Raw genomic sequence first — 25,791 nt, forward strand, 5'->3', positions numbered from 1 at the left:
AGCGCTCGTTGTGGTCCGGACCATTGCTGAACGCTGTTACATCGACAAATTGATTTTTTCTGAGAAATAGATAGATTTGTTCTATGCGATACACCCAGCTTCGCTCTTTCCATGCTGTGGCGACTGCAGGCGGCTTCAATGCCGCGTCGGATGCAGTTCACATCACGCAGCCGACGCTGACAGCCCAGGTCGGCGCGCTGGAGCGGGAGTATGGCGTCGAGCTCTTCATCAAGAAGGGCCGCCGCCGCGAGTTGACCGACACGGGACGGCAACTACTGGCGATTACGTCGCGCCTGTTTGCCGAGGAAGAAGAAGCGGTCGCATTCCTGGAGCAGTCGCGCGAGCTCAAGACCGGTCGGCTTTCGATTGGCGCGGTCGGCCCCTATCACGTCACTGAGATGCTTGCGGCCTTCAATCGCGCCTATCCGGGGATCGAACTCGCCGTGAAGCTCGGCAACTCGCACGAGGTTCTCGATGACCTTCTTGACTACAAGAGCGACATCGCGGTGCTAGCGCACATTGATGAGGACGATCGTCTTCTCACTCTTCCATATAGACGCCATCCAGTCGGCGTCTTTGTGCGCACCGATCATCCGCTGGCGAAGCAGAAGAGCGTCAAGATCTCCGAACTCGAAGGCGAACCACTAATTATCCGTGAGACCGGCTCTACGACGCGACGCGCGTTCGAGCAAGCGCTCGCTAAGGCAAAGATCAAGCCGCGCATCGTCATGGAGATCGGAAGCCGCGAGGCGATCCGCGAAGCCGTCATTCGCGGGTTGGGTATAAGCTACGTCTCGGAAGCCGAGTTCGTTCCAGACTCTTCTCTGCGCCTCATCCCAATCAGTAATGCGGGAATTTTCACCTATGCGCATGTTGTGATCTTGCGGAAGCGCGAAACCAGCCGGATCATCCGCGCGTTTCTCGAAGTCGTGCGTAAGACAAAGGTTTCCAATACAAAGTAGCGTCGTTCGAGGTAATTGGGTTGTGCGGGAGTAATTGCCTGGAGAGCACTGTTGGCCGAGCAATGACCGCTTTGGGGTCAGGAACAGAAGAGGCCTGGCTTGCGCAGGCGACTTGCGTCTCGCGCGCGATAGCGAAGGCTTCCTACACCACGCATTGTTCGCCCACCCCAGATTCACACATCCGAGGCGGGACTGCGGACCGCACCAGTTTCGCACCAGAAACGATTTGAACAAACCGCAGCGAACGCAACCGAACTCGAACGAAAATGTAGAAGAATCAACGAAGCCGACCATTGTCCTCCCGCTCATAACGGTCTGGTTGCAGGTTCGAGTCCTGCCGGGCCCACCAGCCAAATCGGTGGTTTACTGAGCTACGAAACGCCCCTTTTCGCATCGACGTGCTGCTATCCCTTAGCAGCAGATTAGTGCTGCATAACCTGCTCGCCAGGCCCCCTGCCCTTTAATCGTAGATTCGGCGGCGACGGCGCATCAGAAGGCAGGAGTGGTCGTATCCCTCACCGGCCGGAGTGCAGCCGTCGCCGAGATGCATTTGATAGGCGATGAAGTCTCGAGAGGCTGCAATTTCGGCTGCTCGCCGGCAACCTCCAACAGTACATGATGCTCGATTTCCGGTATTCTGCGCGAACGTCATCCGGCAACCCAGCCTCGGTTCGGTCAACGCAAGAGCGTCCAAACCTAAAGAGCTCAACATGAGCCGTACTCAGGCCTGCCGAAGCTTTTGATGCAGCGTAACAGCCGCATGTTCTACTGCGTAGTAGCCTTGGGTAGGCGCCCCTTCGATCGCCCGCGCGGCGGTGCGCCTCGTCACCTACCGATACGCGGAGCAACTGTTCAATTCTTTGGAGCACGCGCGTATGCCCAAAAATCCCTTCACCGATGTCTGGCAGTTCCTGACCGCGACTACCGGCGACTATCTTCAGCTCGGAAACTGGCGCTTTCTGATCCTGGCGCTGTTCTGGGCGCTGCTGCTCGCCGGCATTGCAGTGGCCTTCCAGAATTGGCGGGAGGATTCGGCGCAACGTAGCGGGCGACATCTTGGAATCTGGCTGGTCCGGGTCCTGATCGGCTGCATGTGGTTCGAAGGCATGTTGTGGAAACTCCCGCTACCGGTGTCCGGCGGTCTGCAATACTGGACCGAACAGGAAACGACCCGCGCAGCGTTCGAGTTTCACGGCACCTTCGTGAAGGATATCGTGTTGCCCAACATGAATTTCTTTGGGCCAATTGTTTTTCTTGCCGAGCTCGTGTTTGCCGCGTCGATGATCCTCGGGCTCGCGGTACGATTCGTGGGCGTGCTGGCCGTCGCCTATACGCTGCAACTCTGGCTCGGCATCTATCGGCCGGGCGATCCGGCCGAGTGGCCGTGGTCGTACATGTTCCTGGCCATGCTGATGTTCCTGTTTGTGCTAGAGGGCGCCGGCCGCAGTCTTGGCCTTGATGCCTGGTTGCGCCGCAAAGTTCCAGCCGTGCGCGACAAGAAAGGTCTTGTCGGTTGGTTCCTGCATATCGCAGGCTAGTCGCGATCGCTTTGCGCAAGAGAGATGATACTGAGCCTTGAGTTCACAAGAACCGGACGACCGCGCCTGATGCCTGGCAGGCAAATGGCGGCACTGGTGAGCGCGGCGATATTTCTTGCGGCGCTGGGCGCAGCTCGCGCATATGCCGCCGATATCGGCTATCGGGCTCCGCCTGGAGTCGCTGCAAAGGAGTTTCCCTCACCTCAGCGTCCGGTTGCGCAGATCGTCAGCCCAAGCCGCCACACCGCCGAGAAGCATCGCGACTCCCTGAATGAGGCCGGTGAGATCGCCCGTCTTCTCGAACTAAAGCCGGGCATGACGGTCGGTGACATTGGCGCGGGCAGCGGCTACCACACGGTCCGGCTCTCGCACCTCGTCGGCCCCGTCGTCGCCCAGGACGTCAAGCGGGACTACCTCATCGGGCTCGCCAAGCGAACGAAACGGCTGAGGCTGACAAACGTCACGTTCGCGCTGGGTGAACCACACGACCCGCGCCTGCCCGATTCCTCGCTGGATGCCGCCATCCTCGTGCACATGTATCACGAAATAGCCCAGCCCTATGCCTTCCTCTACAATCTCGCGCCGGCCTTGAAGCCGGGCGCGCGGGTCGGAATTGTCGACATCGAGGGTCCGACGTCAAAGCATGGCACGCCAATTGAGCTGTTGCGTTGCGAACTGGCCGCCGTTGGCTATCGCGAGATCGCGACATATCGGCTCGCAGGCGATGGCGGATACCTGGCGGTGCTCTCTCCACCGGAGAAAGCGGATCGAAAATCCCCCAGGGATATTGTTGCTTGTGGGGATCGTGCCGGCACTCGCTGATCCGCTGGTGCTGGCCAGCATCCATCCTGGCCACCTTGAGTGAACAGAGACGCCGCGATTTAGGGCGTGTCGTCATTTAGCGGATTCGCAGGCTTGAGGATAGCGAGATGACTGAGCGAATTTCGTTGGAGGGGACGGTCGCGGTTGTGACTGGCGCAGGCCGCGGGCTGGGGCGGGCATACGTCGAGCTTCTCGCCGAACGCGGTGCCCGGGTCGTGGTGAACGACCTGGGGACCGACGTATCGGGGTTCGGGAAGGACTCCACGATAGCGGCACAGGTGGCCGACCTCATTCGGTCACGTGGAGGCAAGGCAATCGCTGACGACAGCGATGTTTCCACCCCTGAAGGCGGCAGTGACCTGATCGCGACGACCATCGAGCATTTCGGGAGAATAGACCTTCTCGTGAACAACGCTGGTATCTGCGGAAGCCAGCCATTCGAGGACGCTACCCTTGACGATTTCGATCACTATTGGCGCGTACACCTCGGCGGGCCGGTCAACACGGTGAAGGCTGCCTGGCCATATATGGTCGCACAGCGCTATGGGAAGATCATCCTCACGACGTCAGTCAGCGGCCTGTTCGGACTACGTGGCCAAGCCACCTATGCGGCGGCCAAGTGCGCAGTAGTCGGATTGATGCGCATTCTTGCAATAGAAGGTGCCGAGCATGGGATTCTCGTGAACACCATTTCACCAGTCGGGTACACGAGGATGCACCCCGCCGCAGGATCCCGCTTGTCTGAAGCAGATGGAAGAGCCGCCATGCCGGTTGAGGCTGTTGCGCCAGCGATCGTCTGGCTGGCAAGCGATAAGTGTTCGGAGACGAACCACATCTACAACGTGGGAGTCGGAGCAATCCAACGTATCGCTATCGTCATGGGACCTGGCTTCCACGATCCACATCTGACACCCGAGAGCATCGCCGAGAACTACGCAAAGGTCGAATCGATCGAGGGCTTCTCCGAACCGGGTCCGTTCGAGCCGAGTTCGTAGCGCCGCAGCTATGGTCCGCGAAGTTGCTGGTGTCGCAGCTCAAGCGCGAGGCGAACAAACGTTGTCGAAATCGACCATGCCGCCTTGATGCCGGCGATGGGATTGCCGGAGACCTTCGATACCCCGCCGATCCGGCGCCGCTGCCCGACGGCGATCTCGAGAGCCGGCAAGCGGGCAGCCGCGACCCGCATCAGCATTTCCAGGTTCCAGCCATATGTCGCCTCGTTCATGCCGAGACGTCTGAGTTCATCCCGCCGGATGGCGCGAAACGGCGACAGGTCGGTGAAGCTTGCGCCATAGACGAGGCGCAGGAGCAGCCTGCCGACATGAGCCGCGACGACTTGCTGTGGCGCCATGCTGCCGGACTCGCATGAACCGCGAACGCGCGAGCCGAGAACGAAGGCAGCCTGCCCAGCGACGATCGGCGACACCAGATCAGAGATGAATTCTGCAGGATCGCTACCGTCGCCGTCGAGGAAAACCAGAATGTCGGCGTCATCGCGCACGGCAGCGATGCCTGCCTGGATGGCGCGACCGTAGCCGCGTTGCGGCTCGACAATCACGCGAGCCCCGGCGGCCTTTGCCCGCTCGGCCGTACGGTCCCGCGAGGCCCCGTCGACAACGATGACTTCGCTCACACTCTGCGCCAGCACCGCGGCCACGACCTGGCCAATTGCCGTTTCCTCGTCGAGACATGGAATGATCGCCGAAACGACGGGCGGGCGGCGCGACGCAGGCCGCTTGCCGCCGATCTCGTGGGTTACCTCGCTCACAGGCTCCAGCGCAGGCCGCAATTGGCGCAGCTTTTTGGCGGATTGCTCGAAAGGAGCGCCGCACGAAAGTCCCGATACGCGGGCCCGTTCCAGATGTCCCGCAACGACTGCTGCCCTGCATGGCCAAGCGTATAGTTGTCGTAGCCGTGCTGCGAGAATGGCGCGATACAGCACGGCAAGGCGCGGCCATTGGCCGTGAAATACATCAACGACCATGGCCGCCGGCAGAGCGACCACGGTGAACCGTCACCACTGCCCTTTAGACTTAATCCCGGTTCGGTTGCTGCGCCCGACGCGCTGAAGGTCACGCCGAGGGAACGCGCCAGATCCTCGGCCTGCTTCAGATAGGCCGCTTCTTCGTTGGTCAGGCGCTCGAACAGGGCCTGATCCGGCCGTGCCATGCCATGGGCGGTTTCAGTGAAGAATACGAGCCGTTGCAGATAAACCTCTTTGACACCGATCTCCGCCGCAACTTTCACAAATGCCGGGAGTTGCTCAACAGTCTCTCTCAGGCCAGTTAGCCAAACGGAAACCTGCGGCCGGGTGTGTCCCTCTCGCTCCTGCAGCTCACGAAACGCGCGCACGTTCCGGATGATGCGGCCGAAATAATCTCTGCCACGGATGGCCTTGAAACTCTCGCGGTTTGACGCGTCGAGCGACACACGCAGCTCATCAAGCCCAGCGTCGATCAGCGCACGGCCGTGACGCTCGCTGAGGACCGTTCCATTGGTGTTGAACAGAACGTAAACGCCGCGGTCCTTCAGGTATCTGACCATCCGGGGCAGGTTCGCGACCAGCATCGGCTCGCCAACCCCGTGCAGAACCGCCCGCGCGAGATCGGGAACCTGGTCGACAATCGACGCAAACAGATCCCAGCTCATGTCCGCCGGCGGCTCGAGCTCCTCGTAGGTGCGAGGACAGGTGGTGCACAGCAGGTTGCAGCGATTGGTCACTTCCAGATACAGGCAGACCGGCGGACGCCGGGCGATCTCGGTGCGCTCGCCCGTGACCGACTCGTGATAGTGGCGCGGATCGAATGGCGCGCGGGTGCCTGGCGCTTCGCCGGAAAGGCTCATTGCGATCACCCTGTGTCTGCGATGCGCTGCATCCTAGTCCTCCAGGCCGCCAAGGCCCAAGCCAGGAAAAGACCTCCGAACAAAATTGACTTGGTCACCATTCTTGGAATGTAGAAATCCCAGTCGAGTTGTTCCGACAGCAAGAGCGCTCCGATCGAAACGACCCAGGTGGACGCGGATCCACACAGGGCGACAAACGGCATTATGACCAGAAAATACCAAGGATAGTTGGGCGACAACAACAGCAGAGCAAGGAGTAACAGCATGTTGATGCCGGCGAGGCTGGACGCGATGCCGTGATGAGAACTGCGGGCCACCGAGAGCCCCTTGAACATCATGACCAGCGCGGCCAGTACGGCGTAGGCGACAACGTCACCTTGATGCTCGCCGAACGCAAGGCGCCAGAGCGACAACAGCCAGAGATCGTTGCCGGCACTGATACCCTCCTCCATCAGATAGCCTTTGGTCAGGAATCCGAGAACGCCCCAACCGACCGATACATAGGGAAGATAGCAAAGCGCGACGGCAGCGATCACGACGAGCGGCATTTTAAGGTCCCACGGGCGCCAGATCCCAGCCAGCACCGGCGCAGCATATGGCTTGACCAGCACCGAAAACGCGATCAGGACGGCCCCGCGGAGAGCATGGCCGGTCAGGGCAATCCACAGGCCGAGCAGCATCAGCGCAACCATCAGCGCGTCGACATGGCCGCTGTTGGCAATCTCCCACAACGGAAGCGGGTGCCAGAGATAGGCGATCACGCGCGTCACCGGGTGGTTCATACGCCGCAGCAGGAGCATGATCAGCGTAACGGTGACGGACTCGCACCCCAGCAGTGCGAGACGCATCACAGTCACGCTTTCACCGATCCGCGTGACGATGAGGAAGAAAAATTGCGCCACCGGAGGATAGATGGTGACGGCAGTATCGGCCCGATTGATGTTGGGAAAGATCGCCCCGTCGCGCAGAAACGCCAGCGCCTCATCGGCCGGGAAGTAGCGGTAGGGATTGATGCCAGCGGCCTGAACCCTGCCGTCCCAGACATAGCGATAGATGTCGCTGGACAGAAGCGGATCGAATAGCAGCACATAGGCTCTCAGCACGATGCCAAGTCCAAGAATGAGCCATAGCGCGCGATCGGCCGGTACGCGCTCGGCAAAGCGAGCTGCTGCGATCGTCAGCAGACCTGCGAGGATGGTCAGAGCCATGAAGGCGTTGTCACCGCCAGCCTTGAAGGCACAGGGGGTCACCAGGGTCAGACAGACCAGGACAACGCCGATGCCGGCCAACAGATGAAGCGGAGGCAGGTTGTTGGCGGAGCGGACCAGTCGACCGAATTGACTGGCAATGGCCCCCGGCATTGGCTTCATGGGCTTATCTGCGGCGCGGCATCGAGAAAGGCCCGGCTTGCCGGGGCAAGGCCACCGCCGCGAAAGCGCGTCGAATTGCCGGCCAGTTCGTCCTTGAGCCAACCTAGCGCTTCAATGTCGTCGATATCGTACCATTCCGGAAGCAGCGCCATCGCAAGCCCGATTTCGGCAGCGCGCTCGCATGTGCTGCGAGCCACGGTTTCGGTTCCCCAGGCAATCTCCGTGAACAGCCGCCTGTGCGCGTGCTTCAAGCCGATGAGATAGTAGCCGCCATCGCTCGCCGGTCCGAGCACCATCCGGTCACCTGGCTCGCGAAGGGTCTCAATGGCCTGCACCAGGAAACGGGCAGGAAGGGTCGGGCTGTCGCCATTGACAAGCAAAACACAGTCATGTCCGTCGCTCAGGAGATCGAGCGCGGCACCGAACAGGACATCGCCGAGATCGTCGCCAACCTGCAGCAGCAGCCCGAATGTTGCCGGAAGCAGGTCCCGCATGATGTGTTCGACTCCCGCGGGCGCATAGACGCCATACCCGCGCCTGCCGAGGGTCTCCGGGACCGCATCGATGGCTGCGGCGACGTCACGCAGAAAACAGGCCGAGAGCTCCGAAGCGGCAACCGCGCCGACGGCCGTCGCAAGCCGCGTCTTTGCGCGGCCAGGCTGCGGCGCTTTACAAATGATCCCGATCGCCGCGACGCTCACGGCATCATTGACCGCCATCGCCGAACAAACCTCGTTACGCCGTGGCCGGTCGCTGCTATCGTTGTCCGCGACAGCGGGCAAGTGCCGGCCTCTGCCTGCGGCGATTGTCTCGCCAGGCCGCCGCCGGGAGAAGCCAAAAGTATCACCGGCGTCAGAAAAAAATAGACTCCGGGTGATGTAACAAGATGGCTTTGAACGGCGTAATGATGGGGGATACCCATAACCACGTCCCAACCGTAGATTGGCGCGGAGGAAACGAACAGCAAGCATACAGAAGCGATCATTCCGCATGCCGGGTGTCGTTCCGGACCCGACGGCGACGTCGGCTGCAATAGCATACAGCCGACTGCATCCTGCCAGTTCAATTCGGAACACACCGGAGGGCTGTCATGAATCATGAGACCGCGGTTTCGAATGCCAAGGAGATTGCCGATCGCATTCTCGCGCCGGCGGCCAGGCAAGACGACAGGGACGCTCGATTTTCGTCCCAAGCAGTCGCGGCGCTCGGTCAGGCCGGATTGCTGGGGATCATGCTGCCCACCGAGGTGGGTGGCTCGGAGCTGGGGCCGCGGACCTTCGCTGCCGTTATCGCAACGCTCGCGGAAGCGGACGCGTCCGCCGCGATGGTTTATTTGATGCACATGAGCGCCACCGCAACGATCGCGGCGGCCCGTCCGGGTGCCGCGGTCGCGCCGACGCTAAAAGACATTTCGGCCGGCCGGCACCTGACCACTCTGGCATTCAGCGAAGCCGGTTCGCGCAGCCACTTCTGGGCGCCTGTCTCGCGAGCTGAACGCAACGGAGCCAACGTGTGCATCACGGCCAGGAAATCGTGGGTGACAAGCGCCGGTCACGCGCAAAGCTATGTCGTCTCGGCCCTGGCTCCTGAAGGTCAGGGTCCAACCGATTCAACGCTTTACCTTTTCTCCAGTGGTACGCCCGGACTATCGGTCGCCGGCCCATGGGATGGTTTCGGGATGCGCGCCAACGCTTCCGCGCCGATGATCCTCGAGGGTTGCGAGGTGGGGCCTGGTCGCCAGCTGACCGACGACGGCGCCGGCTTCAAGGCGATGCTGGAGATTGTGCTTCCACTGTTCAACCTCGGAACATCGGCGGTCGCGCTTGGCCTTTGCCGGGCCGCGGTGGCGGGGACGGCGGCTCATCTCAAGAGCGCGCGCTTCGAGCATTTGGGCCAGACTCTCGGAGAGAGCCTGCCGACGCTTCGCGCTCAGCTTGCGACGATGCAGATCGACACTGATGGGCTCGCGGCGCGCATCGACGATCTGATCGATCATCTTGAGCGCCCCCGAGATACCACCATGCTGCGCGTGCTTGAGAGCAAGGCGTCGGCAGGTGATGTTGCTATCGCCGTCACCTCGGCGGCGATGCGGGTGTGCGGAGGCGCTGCGTTTTCCAGACATTTGGCCATCGAGCGATTGTTCCGTGATGCCCATGCCGGCGCCGTTATGGCACCGACGGGCGATGTTCTGCGCGAGTTCATCGGCAAAGCCATCTTGGGAATCCCGCTGTTCTAGTGGTCCGATCCTAACATTCGCATTCCATTCGGAACCACGTTTGCGAGCGTTAGGATCAAAGGACCACTGGCAAACTATAATGATCGCATTTGGAATATTGAGCTCGAAAAGCGAGATGCAATCATGAGCCGGACGATCTGGGTAGGCGCCGTCGCATATGACCCGAAGGTGGTTGGTATCTGGGAGGGCATGCGACGCTACTTTCACGAGGAAGCGGGCCTCGCCGTCGAGGTGGTGCTGTTTCAAAGTTACGAGGCGCAGGTCACTGCCCTCCTGGCCTCGCCGAGCGAACAGCTGCCGCGCATCGACATCGGATGGAATACGAACCTCGCCTATATCCAGGCCGATGCCTGGAGCGACCATCGCTGCCGACCGATCGCGATGCGCGATACGGATGTGGGCTGGATGACCAAGATCGTCGCGGTAACCGGGGGGCCTGTTGCTACGCTTGCCGATCTTAAAGACCGCACCCTCGCTCTCGGCAGCCGCGACAGCGGCCATGCGGCAATCCTCCCGGTTTATTTTCTGCAGCGCGAGGGACTGGTTGAGGGGAAGGACTACCAAACGCTGCGCTTCAACACCGACCTTGGCAAGCACGGTGACACGGGTACAAGCGAGTCCGAGGTCGTTCGCGCGGTTCTCGACGGCCGTGCCGATGCCGGCGCAATCGGCAGCCCATTCTGGAACGCGGTGCGTACCGAGCGTCTAGTGCCGCAAGGTGCGCTGACCGAGATCTGGACCTCGCAGCCCTATAACCACTGCATGTTCACCGCTCGGTCCGATCTCGACCCCGCGTTGGAGCAGCAGTTTGCCAAAGCATTATTTGGGATGAGCTACGATAACCCGGCCCATCGTCCTGTGCTAGAAGCGGAAGGGTTGCGCCAATGGATAGCACCGCAGCTTGAACCGTATGCGCAATTACGGGAAGCGTCGACGCAGCAAGGTTTCCTAACGCGGCCTTTGACCTAGCAGCCGAGCCAAGGCCCCGATCCGGCGTTGAGTGCGCTCCGCGCCTTTGTCAGGCGCAATTGAAGATCATCGCCAACCTGCGCTGATGCTCGGATTCGCGATCGAAGGCGCGGCGCACGGCTGCGAACGATTCGGCGAGCGGAAAGATTTCACGGCTGACCAGCAGGTCGTCATCCTCGGCTCCAACCGGGTGCCAAAAAACGCCCTCCGCCGTAATCGTCATCTCGGGAACCAGATCCGTCCTTGCCAAAGCGATGCCCTGCGTGGCGGAGCCTCGCAGCGCAATCCGCCTGATCACCCGGTTCTCCTCGCTAATATGATGAGCGTCAAGGAAGCTGCGGAACTCATCGGCCTCTGCGTCAGTCGACACTGTAGCCGCCAAACGCACCCGGAATCCTTCAGCGCGGGCCCGTTCGATTCCCGTCCAGGCGCGTGCCCATGTCCCCTTTCCACGATGGCTGTCGTGGCGCTCTGGCGTGGGACTATCGAGGCTAATCTGGAACATTACGCGCTCGCGCGGCAACGATCGCAGCGTTGCGAGCCGACTCCCGGCAAACAGCATGCCGTTGGTGAGAACTGTCGTCGGCGCCGCCGCAGCGCACGCGGCAAGGATCTCGCCAATATTCGGCAGCATGAATGGCTCGCCGCCGGTCACAAAGATTTCACCTACGCCGAGTTCCGCTGCCTCGGTAGCGATCTGTCGCACCCGCTCGATACCGAGAGCCCGCCGCGGAGCTTTGGGTGACGAGCGTACGCAACAATAGTCGCAGCTCAGGTTGCAGTCGAAGTTGGTGTAAAGCCATAGGCGAGAGCCGACAGGCCGATCTTCTCCGACATTCTCGGGGGCCTCTCCGTACCGGAGCACCCAACGGGTGCGATCTTTTTCGACTGCTGTGTCAACCAAACTGTTGCGGGTGAAACGACACCATGCCTCGAGCTCGGGGCCGATGCCTGGATCGCCGCTGATCACGGCCACCAGATCGCCTTTACGGCTTCGGCGGAGCGCAGCTATCAAATCCGGCAAGAGGCCCGAGGCAAACGTCTTGGTGCCGGCGTCGAGTTCAACGTTCGCGTTCGTTCTCATGAACAAACCCATGGTCCTACAGACGTTCCAAGTGTACCGCACCAGTTTCGCACCAGAAACGATCTCACCAGGACGCAACGAACACGATCAGTCTCCAACGGAAATGCTGCAAAATCAATGATCGTGTCGTTCATCCTCCTGCTCATGACCCGCCGTCAAAGCAGTGGCAGCGAGCCGCCGCGGGAGAGAGCAAAGCTATTCGGCGGGAGGCGACGCCGCGAGTTCCGGCGCACTTTTGCGAGCAAAACGTTCACGCAAAGCCTCGAACAGCACGTAGAGAGGTGGAATGAAGATAATGCCGATGAACGTCGCTGCGAGCATGCCGCCCCAGACCGGTGTGCCGAGCGCTCGTCTGCTGCCGGCACCGGCGCCGGTGGCGACCACGAGGGGCAACACGCCGAAGATGAATGCAAGAGCGGTCATCAGCACCGGCCGGAAACGCTGCTTGGCGGCGGCAATCGCCGCGTCGTGCGGAGACAAGCCGGCTTCATGCTGCTCCTTGGCGAACTCAACAATCAGAATCGCATTCTTCGCGGCGAGGCCCACCAGCAGGACCAACCCGATCTGTGCATAGATGTTGTTGTCAAGGCGAGCGATCCAGAGAGCGAGGACGGCACCGGCGACGGCAAACAACACCGAGAAAACCACCGACAACGGCAGCGACCAGCTCTCGTACTGGGCCACGAGGAAGAGATAGGCGAACAGCAGAGCCAGTGCGTAGACCAGAACCGCCTGACCGCTCACGAGCTTTTCCTGGAATGAAATTCCAGACCAGGCAACGCCGAAACCTTCCGGCAGCTCATTATTGGCGACGCGCTCCATCGCGGAAAGCGCCTGCCCCGAACTCGCGCTCGGTGCCGCCGAGCCATTGATAGTGACGGACGGGAATAGATTGAACCGAGTGACAAGCTGTGGACCGAACGTCGTTGTCAATGTGACGAGCGTGCGCAGGGGCACCATCTCTCCCGTCGTGCTGCGAACGTGGAGATCGTTGATCTGATCGCGCCGGTAGCGGAACCTGCCCTCGTCCTGCACTCTGACGCGATAGACTCGACTGGATAGATTGAAGTCGTTTACATATTGCGAGCCCAAATGGGCCTGCAAGGTCGCAAAAATCTGCGATACCGGGACGTTGAGCAACTGGCTCTTGGTCCGATCAACATCCACGTGGATCTGCGGAACGCTGGCCGAGAAGGTGGTGAAGGCCCTCGCGATCTCCGGCGCCTGGTTGGCTGCATAGAGAAAACCATTGGCTGCGGCCACCATCGCCTGCGGCGACTGACCTTCCAGGCCCTGCAATCGCATGTCGAATCCGCCGGCCGTACCAAGCCCGGGAATGGACGGCGGGTTAAACGCAATGATGTCTGCTGCGGCAACTGCCGCGAAGCGCGGCGTCAGGCTTGCAATCATGCCTTGGACGGTTTGGTCCGGGCGCGTGCGCTCCCTCCAGGGTTTGAGCACCACGATGGCCATGCCGGTGTTTGATGCCTGTGCCTGGCCCAATAGGCTGAAGCCAGCCACGGTGATGATGTTTTTCACGCTCTCCGATCCGTTCAACAGGTCTCGCACCTGGCCAAGCACACTCTCTGTGCGATTGAGCGATGCCGCATCAGGCAGTTGAACGTTGACGAAGAAATAGCCTTGATCCTCTTCCGGGAGAAAACCGCCCGGCAGCCGGGTCAGCCCGAAGTATACGCCCGCGCCAACACCGAGGATCAAGACGGACATGACGATCAGGCGCGCGCCGAGCCATCCCACCACGGATCCGTACCTGTCGCGGACGCCGTTGAGAAGCCGGTTGAACAGTCCGAACGGGCCGCGACTGGCATGACGGGGGCGGCGCAGGATCAGCGCACAAAGCGCCGGACTCAAGGTCAGCGCGTTCACGCCAGACAGGGCTACGGAAAAAGCGATCGTGACGGAGAACTGCCGGTAAAGCTGCCCGGTAATGCCTCCCAGAAATGCGACGGGCACGAAGATCGCGGCCAGAACAAGAGTGGTGGCGATGATTGCACCGGTGATCTGCCCCATCGCGATGCGCGTGGCCTCGCGCGCGGAAAGCGAGGGGTCTTCTTCCATGACGCGCTGCACGTTTTCGACGACGACGATCGAGTCATCGACGACGAGGGTAATGGCCAGTACGATCGCAAAGAGCGAGATCGTGTTAGCCGAATAACCCAGGACGTACAAAATGGCCATCACGCCGACCAATGACACCGGAATGGTCAACGTCGGGATCAGCGTTGCTCGCCAGTCCTGAAGGAAGAGATAGACGACGGCGACGACGAGCGCGAACGTGATCGCAAGCGTGTGCAGGATTTCTTCGATCGTAGCTGACACGAAATCGGTCGTGTCAAAGATGATGCTGTGAACGACGTCAGGCGGAAACCGCTGCGACAGGCGATCGAGCTCTGCGCGCACCGCCTTTGCGACTTGCAACGCGTTGGCGCCCGGCGCCTGGTATATGACCACAAATGCCGTGGGCTTCCCGCCGAGTTTCGACTGAACATCGTAGCTATCGGCTCCCAGCTCGACGCGGGCGATGTCCTTTATGCGCACGACCGCCCCCTGAGGGTTGGTGCGCACAATGATATTCTCGAATTCAGCCGGTGTTTGCAGGCGGCCTTTGGCGACAATGGTCAACTGCTGCTGCTGGTCCGTGCCCACGGGAGCGCTGCCGATCTGGCCGGCGGCCGCCTGCAGATTCTGCTGGCTTATCGCGGTGGTGACGTCCGTGCTCGTGATACCAAGCGCGTTCATCCGGACCGGATCCATCCACATCCGCATGCTGTAGTCGAGGGCGCCGAGAACCGTGGCCTCGCCGACGCCGTTCACGCGCGCCAGAGCATCGCGGATATTGATCGTGGCATAGTTGCTGAGAAAGATGGCATCGTGTGTCCCGTTCGGGGAATAGATATTCACGCCGAGCAGGATGTTTGACGATCTCTTCTTGCTCGAGATGCCGAGCTGTGTGACCTCGCTAGGCACCCGGGGCAGCGCGAGAGAGACGCGGTTCTGAACGTTCACTGCCGCAATATCGGGATTGGTACCGACAGCAAAACTCACCGATAACGAATAGATGCCATTATTCGAGCTGGTCGATTCCATATAGAGCATGTTGTCGACGCCATTGACTTCAGCCTCGACCGGCGCCGCCACTGAATTGGCGACATCCTGTGCGTTGGCGCCGGAATAGGTGGCGGACACCTGAACCTGTGGAGGGGTAATATCCGGGTATTGAGCGACCGGAATCATGGTCATCGCCAGCAGCCCGGCCAGCACCATCACGATCGAAATGACGATGGCGAAGTTCGGTCTGTCGATGAAGAAGTGGGACATGGCGTCATTGAGCGTTGGCGGAAGCGGCAGGCACGGCCTGAACCTGTGCCCCTGGGCGTACCTTTTGCAGGCCTTCCACGATCACGCTTTCTCCAGCTTTCAGGCCGTCATCGACGGCCCAGTTCTGGCCGACTTGCTGGGTAGCCTTGACTGGACGCTGCTCGACGCGGTTGTCAGCACCCACGACCAGAACAAACTTGCCCTGTCGATTTTCCTGAACCGCCTGCACGGGCACCAGCGGCATGCGCTTGGCTTCCGCTGGCCGAACCCTCACCGAGACCGTTCCGCCGGGCAATAACAAACCGGCCGGATTCGCAAATGCTGCGCGAACCGGCAACGTGCCGGTCGCCTGGTCGATCTCGTTGCCGACGAAATCAATCCTGCCCTGGTCGGCGTAAACCGTGCCGTTGGGCAGCCGGAGTGTAGGAACGAAACTCGCATTGATCTGCTCGAGCGCTGCTCCGCGGTCTTGCTGGACCACGCTGATGAAGTCTCGCTCGCTGATCGAAAACAGGACCCGTATCGGATCAAGCTGAACCACCCGTGCGAGCGTACCAGACTCGGGACCGACGACATTGCCTCTTGTGAGGCTCGGCTTTCCGATTCTGCCGGCGATTGGCGAGACGATGCGTGTGTAGCCCAGATTGAGTTCGGCCGTGCGTACTGCCGCCTTGGCAGACTCGACAGAGGCAGCCGCTGTGTCGCGATTGGCAATAGCCAGATCGAGGTCAGCGCGGGTTCCCGACTCTCGCTCGTAGAGCTGCTGACGTCGTTCCAGAGTCAGTTGCGCATTTCGCAGGTTCGCTTCTGCGCTGGCTTGCTGTGAGTTGGCCTGCAGGAGCGCGGCCTCGTATTGATCCCGCTCGATCGTGAAAAGCAGATCGTCCGCCTTGACGTCCTGCCCTTCCGTGAATGCTACTTTCTCCAGGAATCCTTGCACGCGCGCTCGCACGTCGACCTGCTGTATGGCTTCGACGCGGCCGATGAACTCGACGCTCTGTGCGACGTCTTCCATGCTGACCGCAACGACGGATACGGCCGGTGGGGGGCTCGCCGGCGTCTGAGCAAATGCGGCAATATCGAAGAGCAGGAATGACGATCCAGTCAAAGCGATATGGATCAGGCAGCGCGCCCGTATCAGACCAACGGCCCGCATGCACAGCCCGCTGGTTCCGTTGCCGTCAGAGAGCCGCGATAACGTCATCATGATCGTCTCGGAGCCACTGCGAGACCGACCATCCGAGATTACCGGATTTCGGCCCCTCAAGCATTAGCTTGGAAGTGTCGTGCTCGAGATTCTTCTCAAGAGAGTAGAAACATTCTGCATCGTTTCGTTTATCAGTTCAACAGGAAAAGAACGCCTAAATTTTTCCGCAACTGCGCATCAACTACAGGTTGGCGCCGTAGCCACCTCTGGCGATTGCATATCGAAAGTGCCGACCTGCGAGGCGGCCCTTTCGATTTGGCAGCCCATTTGTGGGCTGGAACACGCGAATAACGTAAGCGGAAGCGATCCCTGCCGCTTCTCGAACCTATGTTTGCTGGACAAGCGAATGCAACGCCTTAACCGCGGCCTCCCGGTTCTCCACAGCGACAAACAGACTGACCGAATGCGGCGACAACACGTACATGTCGGGGACAATCCCGTGATGTCCGAGGACCTGCAACGCCCTGAACGGCAATTCCGACGAAACGCCGCCGAAGCAGGTGAGACTGACCGAGCTTGAAGCCGCGCGCTGCCTGCGCAGATCCTTGCTTTGCTCCAGCGTGCGCAACAGGGCGTCGAGCCACTCTGAATCACAGGCCACGGTCATGCTGGTTTTTCCCACGGTGAAGTGTGATGCAAGGAGCTGCGGCCAGGACAGGCTGTTTTGCTTGAGATGCTGCGCGAATTTCTCGAAACCGTGATTGAGATCCTTGGAATCGATTTCCACATGCTCAATGCGAGCCATCGAGTTGACGGCCAGAATCTTTCCGTTTTCCATGCCTGCAACCTCTTTCATCACTTGCGTGCTGTGTTCAACGCCATCCCACTGCTTGAGAACCAGAGGCACATCCTGACTTTGCGCCAGCTCTACGCTGCGAAAATGCAGGATCTTTGCACCCCAGAAGCACATTTCGGACAGGGATGCGAAGTCCACTCGCCGCAGGGGCTTTGCATCCGGCACGATGCGCGGATCGGCCGAACAAATTCCATCGACCTCCTTGATGATTTCACAGCGTTCGGCCTTCAGCGCCGCGGCCATCGCAACGGCCGTGGTGTCGCTGCCGCCCCGGCCGAGCGTGGTGATTTCCCTGGTCACCGGGTTCACGCCCTGAAATCCTGCCAGCACCACAACGCGCCCACGATCAAGCTCCTCACGCACGCGAATGGGCCGTACATCCAGAATGCGTGCGGAGGAATGGGAGTCGTCGGTCATCACGCCGGCCTGGCTGCCGGTGAAGCTGATCGCGGGCACGCCGAGATCGGAAAGCGCCATGCTCATCAGGGACATGCTGATGCGTTCACCGGTCGTTAGCAGCATGTCGAGTTCACGGCGATTGGGAGCAGGACTTACCTGATAGGCCATCTGGATCAATTGGTCGGTGGTCGTGCCCATGGCGGAGACGATCGCCACGACACGATGACCACGGCCATGCAGGTCGGCGAGACTGCGCGCAACCGCGCGAATTTTCGCCGGTGTTTCAAGGCAGACACCGCCGTATTTTTGCACGATGATGGGATGGTTGGGCATCTAACCTCGGTGAAAAGCCTCGCTCGCCTCGCCCATCGCACCGACACCGCCTATCCATGTGCCGACGACTTTAAAGTTCGGATTGAAGGCGACAAGATCCGCGCGGTATCCGGGCGCGATCCGTCCAAGCTCGGACTCAAGGCCCAGAAATGCCGCTGATGTCCGAGAGGCCATGATGAGGGCATCGACAAGGGAGATTCCGAGCAGCGCAACAGCGTTGCGCACCGCCTCGATCATGGTCAGGTGAGCGCCCGCGAGTGTGCCATCGGGACCAGTCAGGCGATTTTCGTGCAACGTGATCTGCCTTCCTTGCAGCATGAATTGCCGGCCGTTCGTGCCCGCCAATGGCATGGCATCGGTGACCAGCATCAATCGATCGCGTCCCTTGCAGCGGAAGGCAATACGCAAACCGGCGCGGTCAACGTGGATGCCGTCGCAGATTATCCCTGCAAACAGCCGGTCATCCCCCAGCGCGGCGCCCACCAAGCCCGGCTCCCGTGCGTTCAACTGCGACATGGCATTGAATAGATGGGTCACCCCCGAGACACCGCGATCGACCGCCTGCCCGATTTCGGCTGCGGTGGCGTCGCTGTGGCCGGCCGCGATACGCAATCCGGCGCCGATCAGTTCATCGATCATGGACGCGGGCACGCATTCCGGGGCCAAGGTCACAATGGAGCGGCCGCGGTCCCCAAAACTTTTGATCGCGGCGAGATCGCGCCGATCGGGCACGCGGATCTCGGCTTCCGGATGAATGCCCTTGCGCGACCTGTTAAGGGCCGGTCCTTCCAGATGAAAGCCGAGAACGCCGGGAATCTTCAGGCAAGCCTGGGCGACTGCAGCCAATCGCTCGATGACCTCGCTGCGATCGGTGATGAGGGTCGGCAAGCAGCCCGTGGTTCCCTCCTTGCGGTGCGCCTCAACGATACGTCGAACGCCAGCCTCCGTTGGCTGGTCGTTGAGAAGAACGCCCCCGCCTCCGTTCACCTGGATGTCGATGAATCCGGGTGCAAGGATCGCGTCTGCGGGAAGTTGGATTGAACCGCGCGCCTCCGCCTCGCCGAAGGTGACGCTTTCAATCCGCCCCAGCGAGATCCTGACTGACCCCGGCCCGCGCATGTCGGCACCATCAAAGATGTGCTGCGCGGCAATCGTAAGAGAGGAAGAACCAGCGTGGCCCATCTGTATTGATCCGAGAATGGCGGTCACGGACTCGTGAGGCGAGTCCCCCTGCAGACTTCATATGTACACCATGGAGCTTTGGGAGGACCCGGAGCGAAACCTTCGCGTTAACTTTCCATGGCAACAAAAGGTACCACGTATCTCGGCATTGATGGCGGCGGAACCCGTTGCCGCGCCCGGATCGAGGACGAAAACGGCAGGGTACTCGGTGCAGCGAGCTCGGGGCCTGCCACGACGCGGATTGGCTTCGAGAAGGCCTGGCGGTCCATCATGGAGGCCACCGAAGCGGCCGCCGCACAGGCCGGCCTGACGCGCGAGGATTTCGCGCAGATGCACGCCGGAATTGGCCTTGCCGGTCTTGGTCGCCGGGGCGCGGAAGCGGCGCTCAACAAGATCGCGCATCCCTTTGCGTCCGTCATCTTCATCAGCGACGGCCTGGCGGCCTGTCTCGGCGCCCATAGCGGCGCGGACGGGGCCATCGTGGTCGCCGGCACAGGCTCGGTGGGTGTCGGCCTGATCGACGGCTGCGAAATCCGTCTCGCCGGTTACGGCTTTCCCGTGTCGGACGAAGGCAGCGGTGCCGACATCGGCCTGCAGGTTGTTCGACTGGCGCTGCGGGCCGCGGATCGCCGCGGCGAGCTGACCCCATTGCTCTCAGAGGTGCTGGGCGCATTCGATCACGATCCTTATCAGGCGGTGGCTTGGTCTGAAGAAGCCAGGGCCACAGACTACGCTGCGTTCGCACCGATCGTGATGCGGCACGCCAATCAGGGCGATCCGGTCGGCCGTCGCATTGTCGAACGCGCGGCCGATGCCATTGGCGATCTGCTCGATCTGTTCCTGGCGAGAGGAATTGACCGGCTCTCGCTGGTGGGCGGTCTCGCGGATGCCATCACGCCCTGGCTGACGCCTGACCTGCGCGCCCGGCTGAGGTGTCCTGACGCCGATGCGGCGGCCGGCGCGTTACTGGTGGCGCGAGGGCGGCTTGAGCTGCCCAGGAAAGAACTGCCCAAGAGAGAAACTGACCGTGAACAGGCTTCAAAGTTCCGCGTTTGATGGGATCAACTATATGGCCACCGAAGAAGTCGATCCCCGCTTTGCCGATCTTGATGCATGGCCGCTGACGTCAGCGATGGAAGCGATGTGGGAGGGCCAGCTTGCGGCAGTCGCGGCGATCGGCCGTGCCCTACCCGCGATCACTGCGGCGACCGAAGCGGCCAAGGCGGCGCTGGGCGATCGCGGACGCATTGTGTATGTCGGCGCCGGCACCTCGGGCCGCGTGGCGGTCCAGGACGGCGCCGAGCTGATGCCGACCTTCGCCTGGCCCAGCGAGCGCGTCCGCTTCATCGTCGCCGGCGGAGACAGCGCGTTCGTCACCAGCATCGAGGGTGCGGAGGATGATGTCGACGATGCGATCACGCAGATCAATGCCGCGCAGCTCACGCCGCACGACGTGGTGATCGCCGTTGCCGCCAGCGGGACAACGCCATTCACGGTCGCGGCGCTGCAGCAGGCAGGCGCTTTCAGTGCAGTGACGATCGGTGTCGCCAACAATCCCGGCACCGCACTGCTGGCATCGGCAAAGTTTCCGATCTTGATCGAGACCGGCCGCGAGCTGATCGCCGGCTCCACGCGGATGAAGGCGGGCACCGCGCAGAAGGTTGTGCTCAACCTGATCTCCTCAGGGATCATGCTGCGCCTCGGCCGGGTGTACCGCGGCATGATGGTGAACATGCAGCCGACCAATGCCAAGCTGAAGCGGCGCGCCGAGGCCATGGTAGCGCAAATCGCGCACTGTGATCCGTCGCACGCGGCACGCTGGCTTGAGCAGGCCGATGGAGACATCAAGACGGCAGGCCTTCTGGCGTTGGGTGTCGACAGGGTTGATGCCGAGACCATTCTAAAAAGCTGTGACGGCAACCTTCGGCGCGTGTTTGCCGAGCTCGCCGGGGATCGTGACCGGCATCCCAAGGGAGCGGCGGCGCGCACGCAAGGTGGAGCGGTTGAGCCGTGACGACATCCGCGATGGCGAGCGAAATCGGGGAAAGCGCGGATGTTGTCGCCAAAATCGTTCGTAGCCGCCCCGCCACGCGCGACATCGCACAGCGAATTGGGCTTGGCTCCGCTCCCCTGTGCGTCGTGTGCGGCCGGGGGAGCTCTGGGCATGCCGGAGTTTTCTTGAGATACCTTGTCGAGACGCGGCTTCGCCTTCCCGTTTCAGCCAGCGCTCCTTCGGTGATCACGGCATTTCGTACGCCGTTGATGCTGCGCCATGCGCTGTTCATCGTGATCTCGCAATCCGGGCGCAGCCCGGATCTTATCGCGGCGACCAGGTCGGCGCGCGCCGTGGGCGCCCGCACCATCGCCATCGTCAATGCGACGTCGTCGCCGGTGGCTGACGAAGCGGAGTTCGTCGTTCCGATCGAAGCCGGCAGAGAGCACTCCGTAGCGGCGACCAAGACCGTGATCGGCTCGATGGCCGCTGGCGCCGGACTTGTTGCCGAGCTGGCGGAAGATCGTGCGCTGCGGTCAGCCCTCGACAGGCTGCCCGAGCGCCTGCACCGCGCGCTGGCGCTCGACTGGTCCGAGATTGCCGATGATCTCGCCAAGGCGTCAGCTGTGTTTGTGGCGGCGCGGGGCCTGGGCCTGGGCTCGGCGCGGGAGATCGCGCTCAAACTTTCGGAAATCCTGCGCCTGCCTTCCATTGGTCTGAGCGCCGCCGAACTTCAGCATGGGCCGCGCGCCGCGTTGTCATCGCGCACGCCGGTTGTCATGATGCGCCTCATGGATGAAACGGCGGCCACGGTGGACGCCCTGGCAGTAGAATTGCGCGAGCAAAAGATCGCGCTGCATCTATGCGGCGGACCGCATGGCTCGCTGCCCTGGTTGGCCGAGGATGATCCCGCCACCGACCCGATCACCATGCTCGTTCCGGCCTATCGGATGATCGAGCAGACGGCGCGCGCCTGCGGATTTGACCCGGATCACCCCCCTCGCCTGAGCAAGATTACCGAGACTTTTTGACAGCTGACTAATCGCTGGCTGACGGCCGAAAGCTGGAGCACCACCGCACCAGTTTCGCATCAATGCTGTCGGTTAAAGCCGAAGCCTGCTTCCTCCCGCTGACGGCGGCCTGGTTACAAGATTGCCATTGCCCGACAAAACCTGGGCTGCGCCGCCGATGCCGCGCCGGAAGGCTTCATCGAAGGTGACGCCGCGAATTTGCCAACGGTGCGTCCGGCCGCCCCAGTCCATCTGCCACTGCGTGGCCCAGCCGAGTTCCCGGTCGTTCCAGACCAATCGCCCGACCAAAACGACTTCGCCAGCCAGCTCGGCCGCAACCGGCGCCAGCGCCGGGAACGGCGGCGTCCCGAATGCCGCGCCGGTGATGTTCGATTTCGCCAACGCCGCCGCGCTCGGCAGCACAATGCCCATCCCTCGCCTGTCGGCTGCAGCGAGTAAGGAGTCACGCTGCAGGTCGGACTGGGTTCCATCTGATGTCACGATATAGTTCCGCGGGCCTTGCTCCATCTCGACAAAGACTGCGAGGAGCGGACGTTGGGAAAGCCAGGGCTTGAGGCCAAGCGTCTTGAGGATGTCGTCGATCTTCCTTTCTTCAAAATCGACGGTCAGGTCGTAGGGCCGGTCGCGGGTGCCCTGCTCGTCCCGAATGGGCTTGCCCGAAAACTGGTCGCGATAGCTGAATGCCGTGACGAAACTTTTTGCCTTCGATTTGTAGGCCGCCAACCGCCGGTCGCCTGAGAGTTTCTGTGCACCGGATACCTTGATGAGGACGTCCTCCAGACTGGCGGCAAAGCCAATGATGCGGTTCGCCTCGCCCTGGCCCGTCACGGTGACCTTCGTACGATAGAGATCAGCTCCCGTGGCGGCCATGGTACCGGCGCACCAGGTCAGGGCGGCTGCCAAGAATATCTTCACCATCGCGCGGCCCGCACCAAGGCCGGTCAGGATAAACCGGCGTCTCGTCGTGTGCAGATCGGCCATGATGATGCCTCCCCCGGTTCCGCTCGCGCTTCTCGCGAGGATTTTAAACTGAAGCCTCAACCGGCGCTCCGGTTGCAGGTCCGAGTCCTGTGGCACCCGTCTGTGAAATCAGGGACTTATTGCTTCGTCCCTGGAGCGCATAATCTTGAATCATCGATCCCAAATCACCGCAAATCTCGTCGCGGCGCAGCATGCAAAATGAGACTACCGGTCAAGCTGCGGCAGGTGAAGTTGCGCGCATCGGCCCAGTCATCAGCTAGGTTTTCGCCCGGCGATCCCGAATGCATTCCGGCTCACGATGGGCAACCGGCCATCAACGGCTCCATCAACGGCATGGCGATTTTGGAACGACCTAAAAACTGGCGATACAAGGGAGGGGTTCGATGTTTAAAAGCTGTGCGGGACTGGTCGCGCTGAGCAGCCTGTTGCTTTCCGGCGCCGCCTTAGCTCAAGAGAAGATCAAGGTCGGCGTCACCGCGACACTCGAAGGCACCTATACGGTGCTCGGCGAGGACGGAATACGCGGCCATCAAACGGCGATCAATACGCTCGGCAAGAAGATCGGCGACAAGGAACTCGAATTCATCATCGCGTCGACGGATGCCACGCCCGACTCCGCCATTCGCGCCGTGCGCAAACTGATCGAGCAGGACAAGGTCCAGATCCTGCTCTCGCCGCTGTCCGGCGACGAAGGCATCGCGGTGAAGAACTTCGCCAAGACGCGCCCCGAGCTGACCTTCGTCAACGCCGCCTCGGGTGCACAGGAAACCACTTACGTCGACCCGGCGCCGAACTTCTTCCGCTTCAATATGGACGGCGCGCAGTGGCAGGTCGGCCTCGGCAAATACGCCTATGAGACCAAGGGATATCGAAAGATCGCAACCGTCGGCGAAGACTATTCATTCATCTACACGCAGGTGTTCGGGCTCGTGCTCGAATTCTGCGGCGCCGGCGGGCAGGTCACGAACCGGCAATGGGTGCCGCTCGGCACCAAGGACTTTGCTTCCGTCATTGCCGCGCTGCCCGACGACGTCGACGCGATCTATCTCGGCCTTGGCGGCGCGGACGCCGTCAATTTCCTGAACCAGTACCAGCAGGCCGGCGGCAAGGCGCATCTGATGGGCGGCTCGATCATGGTCGACCAGACCATCCTCTCCGCCAAGGGCAACGCCAAGAATGCGCTGCTCGGCACCATTGCCGCCAGCGGCCAGGCCGACACTTGGGAGGATCCAGGCTGGCAGAAGTTCGTGAAGGCCTATCAGGACGCCTTCCCGCCGAACAAGCGGTTCCCGAGCCCGTCGCTGCTCGCCACCAACTACTACGGCTCGACGATGGCGCTCATCCTCGCGCTGCGTCAGGTCAACGGCGATCTCAGCAACAATCAGGCGAAACTCAAGGAAGCCCTCGCCAAGATCGAGCTCGACGCGCCCAACGGCAAGATCAAGCTCGACTCCAACCGCCAGGCCATCGGCACCAACTTCGTCACCGAAGTGGTGGATGACGGCAAGGGCGCCTTGTTCAGCAAGGTCGTGAAGGTCATTCCGAACGTGAACCAGACGCTGGGCTACGACCCGGCGGTATTCTCCAAGATCGGCCTGCCGGGCCGAACGGTTCCGGAGTGCAAGAAGTACTGAGTTCTTCGCATTTGCGAACGGGCCCCGGTCATGCCGGGGCCCGGACGGAATGTGATCTTCCCTTGCATTCTCGCGGCGGATGTTGAACGCTGGTTGAAAAAGACAAGAACATCCCCGCGGGAGGGAAGGCATGAGCAAGGCTCTCGCCGTCTTCCACGGCCGGTTCGGTCGCGCGACGGTCTATCAGTTGAACCGCCCCTTCAACATGCACGCGCATCGCGAAGGGCATCTGATTTTTCATGTCGGTGGAACGCCAGCCCGCATTGATGTGTGCGATGAGCGATGGCTTCTCACAGAAGACTCCATTGTTGCCATCAACCCTTGGGAACCACACAATTTTGTTCCGACGGATATGGAGAATGGAGCGATCTTCTTCGTCCTCTACGTCAACGCCGAATGGTTCGCTCCCGATGCGGCGCGAGCCCACAGCCTGCGGTTCGGCCGCACCTGTTTCAAGCGTACGGTTCCCCTCGACAGACATATTCGGCGAACCGCAGCGCTGGTCTGCGGCGCGCCGTCGTTAAGCAGCCTCGATTGCGAACTCAGGCAGCTGATCGACGGTTGCCATGAGGAGAGCTGGCAGAAGTCCGAGCCGGTGCAGGAGACGCGCACCGCCGCCGCCGTCACCGACTTTCGCGTCCGCAAATCCATCAAGCTGATGTCCGAAAGTCCGGGCGCCGAGATCGAACTGGATTCGATCGCACGGGAGGCCGGGCTGTCGCGTCCGCACTTCTACCGGCTGTTCCGCACCCAGACCGGCGTCACTCCGAACCTCTATCTCAATACACTCATCATGGAACAGGCTTTGGACGCGCTCGTCGCGACCGAAGTGCCGATCGCCGATATCGGCTTCGATCTCGGCTTCTCCTCCCAGAGCGGTTTCACGCGTTTCTTCGCCGCCAATGTCGGGATGGCGCCGACCGAATACCGCCGCGCCGCCAAAGTCTTGCGCCCCTGAGCGTATCAGGCGCGAAAAGATACTGACAATCAAGTGCAAGGTCCGCGGCGCCATTAGTATGGCCCGAAAACGCGAGCCGAAACGGCCGCGGCGTCTGGGAGGACGGTATGGCG

At 61.4% G+C, this 25,791-nt stretch carries 21 protein-coding genes; 11 read left to right on the forward strand and 10 right to left on the reverse strand.

Translation table 11 applies throughout. From position 1 onward, the window contains the following. The first annotated feature begins 83 nt into the window (after positions 1-83). The 4 genes from V1279_RS26700 to V1279_RS26715 all read left to right on the forward strand — a co-directional run bounded on the left by V1279_RS26700 (position 84) and on the right by V1279_RS26715 (position 4,317). Complete coding sequence (locus V1279_RS26700) at positions 84-962, forward strand: LysR substrate-binding domain-containing protein (protein WP_334442027.1); 879 nt, start codon at positions 84-86, stop codon at positions 960-962. Positions 963-1,837: 875 nt separating this feature from the next. Continuing rightward, positions 1,838-2,500 (forward strand): DoxX family protein, encoded by a 663-nt coding sequence (locus V1279_RS26705; RefSeq protein ID WP_334442031.1) that lies wholly within the window; start codon positions 1,838-1,840, stop codon positions 2,498-2,500. Between the two features lie 69 nt (positions 2,501-2,569). After that, on the forward strand, positions 2,570-3,322 hold the full coding sequence (locus V1279_RS26710) for a class I SAM-dependent methyltransferase (RefSeq protein ID WP_334442034.1): 753 nt from the start codon (positions 2,570-2,572) through the stop codon (positions 3,320-3,322). Between the two features lie 107 nt (positions 3,323-3,429). Further along, the gene (locus V1279_RS26715) at positions 3,430-4,317 is read left to right on the forward strand and encodes an SDR family NAD(P)-dependent oxidoreductase (RefSeq protein ID WP_334442037.1); all 888 of its coding nucleotides are present in this window, start codon (positions 3,430-3,432) and stop codon (positions 4,315-4,317) included. Positions 4,318-4,325: 8 nt separating this feature from the next. Here the strand turns inward: V1279_RS26715 and V1279_RS26720 are convergent, their stop codons facing one another. The 4 genes from V1279_RS26720 to V1279_RS26735 are packed head-to-tail and all read right to left on the reverse strand — an operon-like array spanning position 4,326 to position 8,528. Then, positions 4,326-5,090 carry a glycosyltransferase family 2 protein gene (locus V1279_RS26720; RefSeq protein ID WP_334442040.1) on the reverse strand — a complete coding sequence of 255 codons (765 nt, stop codon included), beginning with the start codon at positions 5,088-5,090 and terminating at the stop codon, positions 4,326-4,328. Next, a complete protein-coding gene (locus tag V1279_RS26725; protein ID WP_334442042.1) occupies positions 5,087-6,166 on the reverse strand; it encodes a radical SAM protein in 1,080 nt (359 codons plus the stop codon). The genes V1279_RS26720 and V1279_RS26725 overlap by 4 nt, the downstream gene beginning before the upstream one ends. Positions 6,167-6,171: 5 nt before the next feature. After that, on the reverse strand, positions 6,172-7,536 hold the full coding sequence (locus tag V1279_RS26730) for a hypothetical protein (RefSeq protein ID WP_334442044.1): 1,365 nt from the start codon (positions 7,534-7,536) through the stop codon (positions 6,172-6,174). Continuing rightward, positions 7,533-8,528: a TIGR04282 family arsenosugar biosynthesis glycosyltransferase gene (locus tag V1279_RS26735; protein ID WP_334442046.1), complete on the reverse strand. Its 996-nt coding sequence runs from the start codon at positions 8,526-8,528 to the stop codon at positions 7,533-7,535. Before V1279_RS26735 ends, V1279_RS26730 begins: the two co-directional genes overlap by 4 nt. Positions 8,529-8,626: 98 nt before the next feature. On the opposite strand from V1279_RS26735, the gene V1279_RS26740 reads away from it, so the two are divergent. Both V1279_RS26740 and V1279_RS26745 read left to right on the forward strand, forming a co-directional pair. Beyond that, positions 8,627-9,772 (forward strand): acyl-CoA dehydrogenase family protein, encoded by a 1,146-nt coding sequence (locus V1279_RS26740; RefSeq protein WP_334442049.1) that lies wholly within the window; start codon positions 8,627-8,629, stop codon positions 9,770-9,772. A gap of 123 nt (positions 9,773-9,895) precedes the next feature. Beyond that, positions 9,896-10,741 carry a phosphate/phosphite/phosphonate ABC transporter substrate-binding protein gene (locus V1279_RS26745; RefSeq protein WP_334442050.1) on the forward strand — a complete coding sequence of 282 codons (846 nt, stop codon included), beginning with the start codon at positions 9,896-9,898 and terminating at the stop codon, positions 10,739-10,741. A 49-nt stretch (positions 10,742-10,790) separates the two neighbouring features. Here the strand turns inward: V1279_RS26745 and V1279_RS26750 are convergent, their stop codons facing one another. The 5 genes from V1279_RS26750 to nagA all read right to left on the reverse strand — a co-directional run bounded on the left by V1279_RS26750 (position 10,791) and on the right by nagA (position 19,081). Continuing rightward, positions 10,791-11,825: an Rv1681 family radical SAM protein gene (locus V1279_RS26750; protein ID WP_334442053.1), complete on the reverse strand. Its 1,035-nt coding sequence runs from the start codon at positions 11,823-11,825 to the stop codon at positions 10,791-10,793. A 195-nt stretch (positions 11,826-12,020) separates the two neighbouring features. After that, entirely contained in the window at positions 12,021-15,164 is a 3,144-nt protein-coding gene (locus tag V1279_RS26755) for an efflux RND transporter permease subunit (RefSeq protein ID WP_334442055.1), read from the reverse strand. 4 nt (positions 15,165-15,168) lie between these two features. After that, positions 15,169-16,371: an efflux RND transporter periplasmic adaptor subunit gene (locus tag V1279_RS26760; RefSeq protein WP_334442057.1), complete on the reverse strand. Its 1,203-nt coding sequence runs from the start codon at positions 16,369-16,371 to the stop codon at positions 15,169-15,171. A 325-nt stretch (positions 16,372-16,696) separates the two neighbouring features. After that, complete coding sequence (locus V1279_RS26765; RefSeq protein ID WP_334442059.1) at positions 16,697-17,899, reverse strand: aspartate kinase; 1,203 nt, start codon at positions 17,897-17,899, stop codon at positions 16,697-16,699. After that, a complete protein-coding gene (gene nagA / locus V1279_RS26770) occupies positions 17,900-19,081 on the reverse strand; it encodes an N-acetylglucosamine-6-phosphate deacetylase (RefSeq protein ID WP_442894916.1) in 1,182 nt (393 codons plus the stop codon). Positions 19,082-19,198: 117 nt separating this feature from the next. Between nagA and V1279_RS26775 the strand changes: the two genes are divergently transcribed. From V1279_RS26775 to V1279_RS26785, 3 genes are read left to right on the forward strand one after another with little or no spacing between them, the layout of a single operon-like run. After that, positions 19,199-20,137, forward strand: a complete 939-nt coding sequence (locus V1279_RS26775) for a BadF/BadG/BcrA/BcrD ATPase family protein (protein WP_334442065.1) — start codon at positions 19,199-19,201, stop codon at positions 20,135-20,137. Between the two features lie 13 nt (positions 20,138-20,150). Next, positions 20,151-21,095: an N-acetylmuramic acid 6-phosphate etherase gene (locus tag V1279_RS26780; RefSeq protein WP_334442067.1), complete on the forward strand. Its 945-nt coding sequence runs from the start codon at positions 20,151-20,153 to the stop codon at positions 21,093-21,095. Between the two features lie 11 nt (positions 21,096-21,106). Next, entirely contained in the window at positions 21,107-22,105 is a 999-nt protein-coding gene (locus V1279_RS26785) for an SIS domain-containing protein (RefSeq protein ID WP_334442069.1), read from the forward strand. A 72-nt stretch (positions 22,106-22,177) separates the two neighbouring features. Here the strand turns inward: V1279_RS26785 and V1279_RS26790 are convergent, their stop codons facing one another. After that, complete coding sequence (locus V1279_RS26790; RefSeq protein ID WP_334442072.1) at positions 22,178-23,086, reverse strand: DUF2066 domain-containing protein; 909 nt, start codon at positions 23,084-23,086, stop codon at positions 22,178-22,180. A 383-nt stretch (positions 23,087-23,469) separates the two neighbouring features. Between V1279_RS26790 and V1279_RS26795 the strand changes: the two genes are divergently transcribed. Both V1279_RS26795 and V1279_RS26800 read left to right on the forward strand, forming a co-directional pair. Beyond that, entirely contained in the window at positions 23,470-24,720 is a 1,251-nt protein-coding gene (locus tag V1279_RS26795; RefSeq protein ID WP_334442075.1) for an ABC transporter substrate-binding protein, read from the forward strand. A 130-nt stretch (positions 24,721-24,850) separates the two neighbouring features. Then, positions 24,851-25,678 (forward strand): helix-turn-helix transcriptional regulator, encoded by an 828-nt coding sequence (locus tag V1279_RS26800; protein ID WP_334442078.1) that lies wholly within the window; start codon positions 24,851-24,853, stop codon positions 25,676-25,678. The last annotated feature ends 113 nt before the right edge of the window (positions 25,679-25,791 follow it).

This window comes from Bradyrhizobium sp. AZCC 1610 (genome assembly GCF_036924515.1).
GTDB lineage: Bacteria > Pseudomonadota > Alphaproteobacteria > Rhizobiales > Xanthobacteraceae > Bradyrhizobium.

What these genes read in the sequence shown, in the direction of transcription:
- V1279_RS26795 (WP_334442075.1), top strand. Translation starts at nt 23,470, where the DNA reads ATGTTTAAAAGCTGTGCGGGACTGGTCGCGCTGAGCAGCCTGTTGCTT.
- V1279_RS26785 (WP_334442069.1), top strand. Translation starts at nt 21,107, where the DNA reads ATGGCGAGCGAAATCGGGGAAAGCGCGGATGTTGTCGCCAAAATCGTT.
- V1279_RS26715 (WP_334442037.1), top strand. Translation starts at nt 3,430, where the DNA reads ATGACTGAGCGAATTTCGTTGGAGGGGACGGTCGCGGTTGTGACTGGC.
- V1279_RS26760 (WP_334442057.1), bottom strand. Translation starts at nt 16,371, where the DNA reads ATGATGACGTTATCGCGGCTCTCTGACGGCAACGGAACCAGCGGGCTG.
- V1279_RS26790 (WP_334442072.1), bottom strand. Translation starts at nt 23,086, where the DNA reads ATGGCCGATCTGCACACGACGAGACGCCGGTTTATCCTGACCGGCCTT.
- V1279_RS26705 (WP_334442031.1), top strand. Translation starts at nt 1,838, where the DNA reads ATGCCCAAAAATCCCTTCACCGATGTCTGGCAGTTCCTGACCGCGACT.
- V1279_RS26755 (WP_334442055.1), bottom strand. Translation starts at nt 15,164, where the DNA reads ATGTCCCACTTCTTCATCGACAGACCGAACTTCGCCATCGTCATTTCG.
- V1279_RS26725 (WP_334442042.1), bottom strand. Translation starts at nt 6,166, where the DNA reads ATGAGCCTTTCCGGCGAAGCGCCAGGCACCCGCGCGCCATTCGATCCG.
- V1279_RS26765 (WP_334442059.1), bottom strand. Translation starts at nt 17,899, where the DNA reads ATGCCCAACCATCCCATCATCGTGCAAAAATACGGCGGTGTCTGCCTT.
- V1279_RS26710 (WP_334442034.1), top strand. Translation starts at nt 2,570, where the DNA reads ATGCCTGGCAGGCAAATGGCGGCACTGGTGAGCGCGGCGATATTTCTT.
- V1279_RS26745 (WP_334442050.1), top strand. Translation starts at nt 9,896, where the DNA reads ATGAGCCGGACGATCTGGGTAGGCGCCGTCGCATATGACCCGAAGGTG.
- V1279_RS26775 (WP_334442065.1), top strand. Translation starts at nt 19,199, where the DNA reads ATGGCAACAAAAGGTACCACGTATCTCGGCATTGATGGCGGCGGAACC.
- V1279_RS26750 (WP_334442053.1), bottom strand. Translation starts at nt 11,825, where the DNA reads ATGAGAACGAACGCGAACGTTGAACTCGACGCCGGCACCAAGACGTTT.
- V1279_RS26780 (WP_334442067.1), top strand. Translation starts at nt 20,151, where the DNA reads ATGGCCACCGAAGAAGTCGATCCCCGCTTTGCCGATCTTGATGCATGG.
- V1279_RS26700 (WP_334442027.1), top strand. Translation starts at nt 84, where the DNA reads ATGCGATACACCCAGCTTCGCTCTTTCCATGCTGTGGCGACTGCAGGC.
- V1279_RS26800 (WP_334442078.1), top strand. Translation starts at nt 24,851, where the DNA reads ATGAGCAAGGCTCTCGCCGTCTTCCACGGCCGGTTCGGTCGCGCGACG.
- V1279_RS26740 (WP_334442049.1), top strand. Translation starts at nt 8,627, where the DNA reads ATGAATCATGAGACCGCGGTTTCGAATGCCAAGGAGATTGCCGATCGC.
- V1279_RS26730 (WP_334442044.1), bottom strand. Translation starts at nt 7,536, where the DNA reads ATGAAGCCAATGCCGGGGGCCATTGCCAGTCAATTCGGTCGACTGGTC.
- V1279_RS26735 (WP_334442046.1), bottom strand. Translation starts at nt 8,528, where the DNA reads ATGCGGAATGATCGCTTCTGTATGCTTGCTGTTCGTTTCCTCCGCGCC.
- nagA (WP_442894916.1), bottom strand. Translation starts at nt 19,081, where the DNA reads ATGGGCCACGCTGGTTCTTCCTCTCTTACGATTGCCGCGCAGCACATC.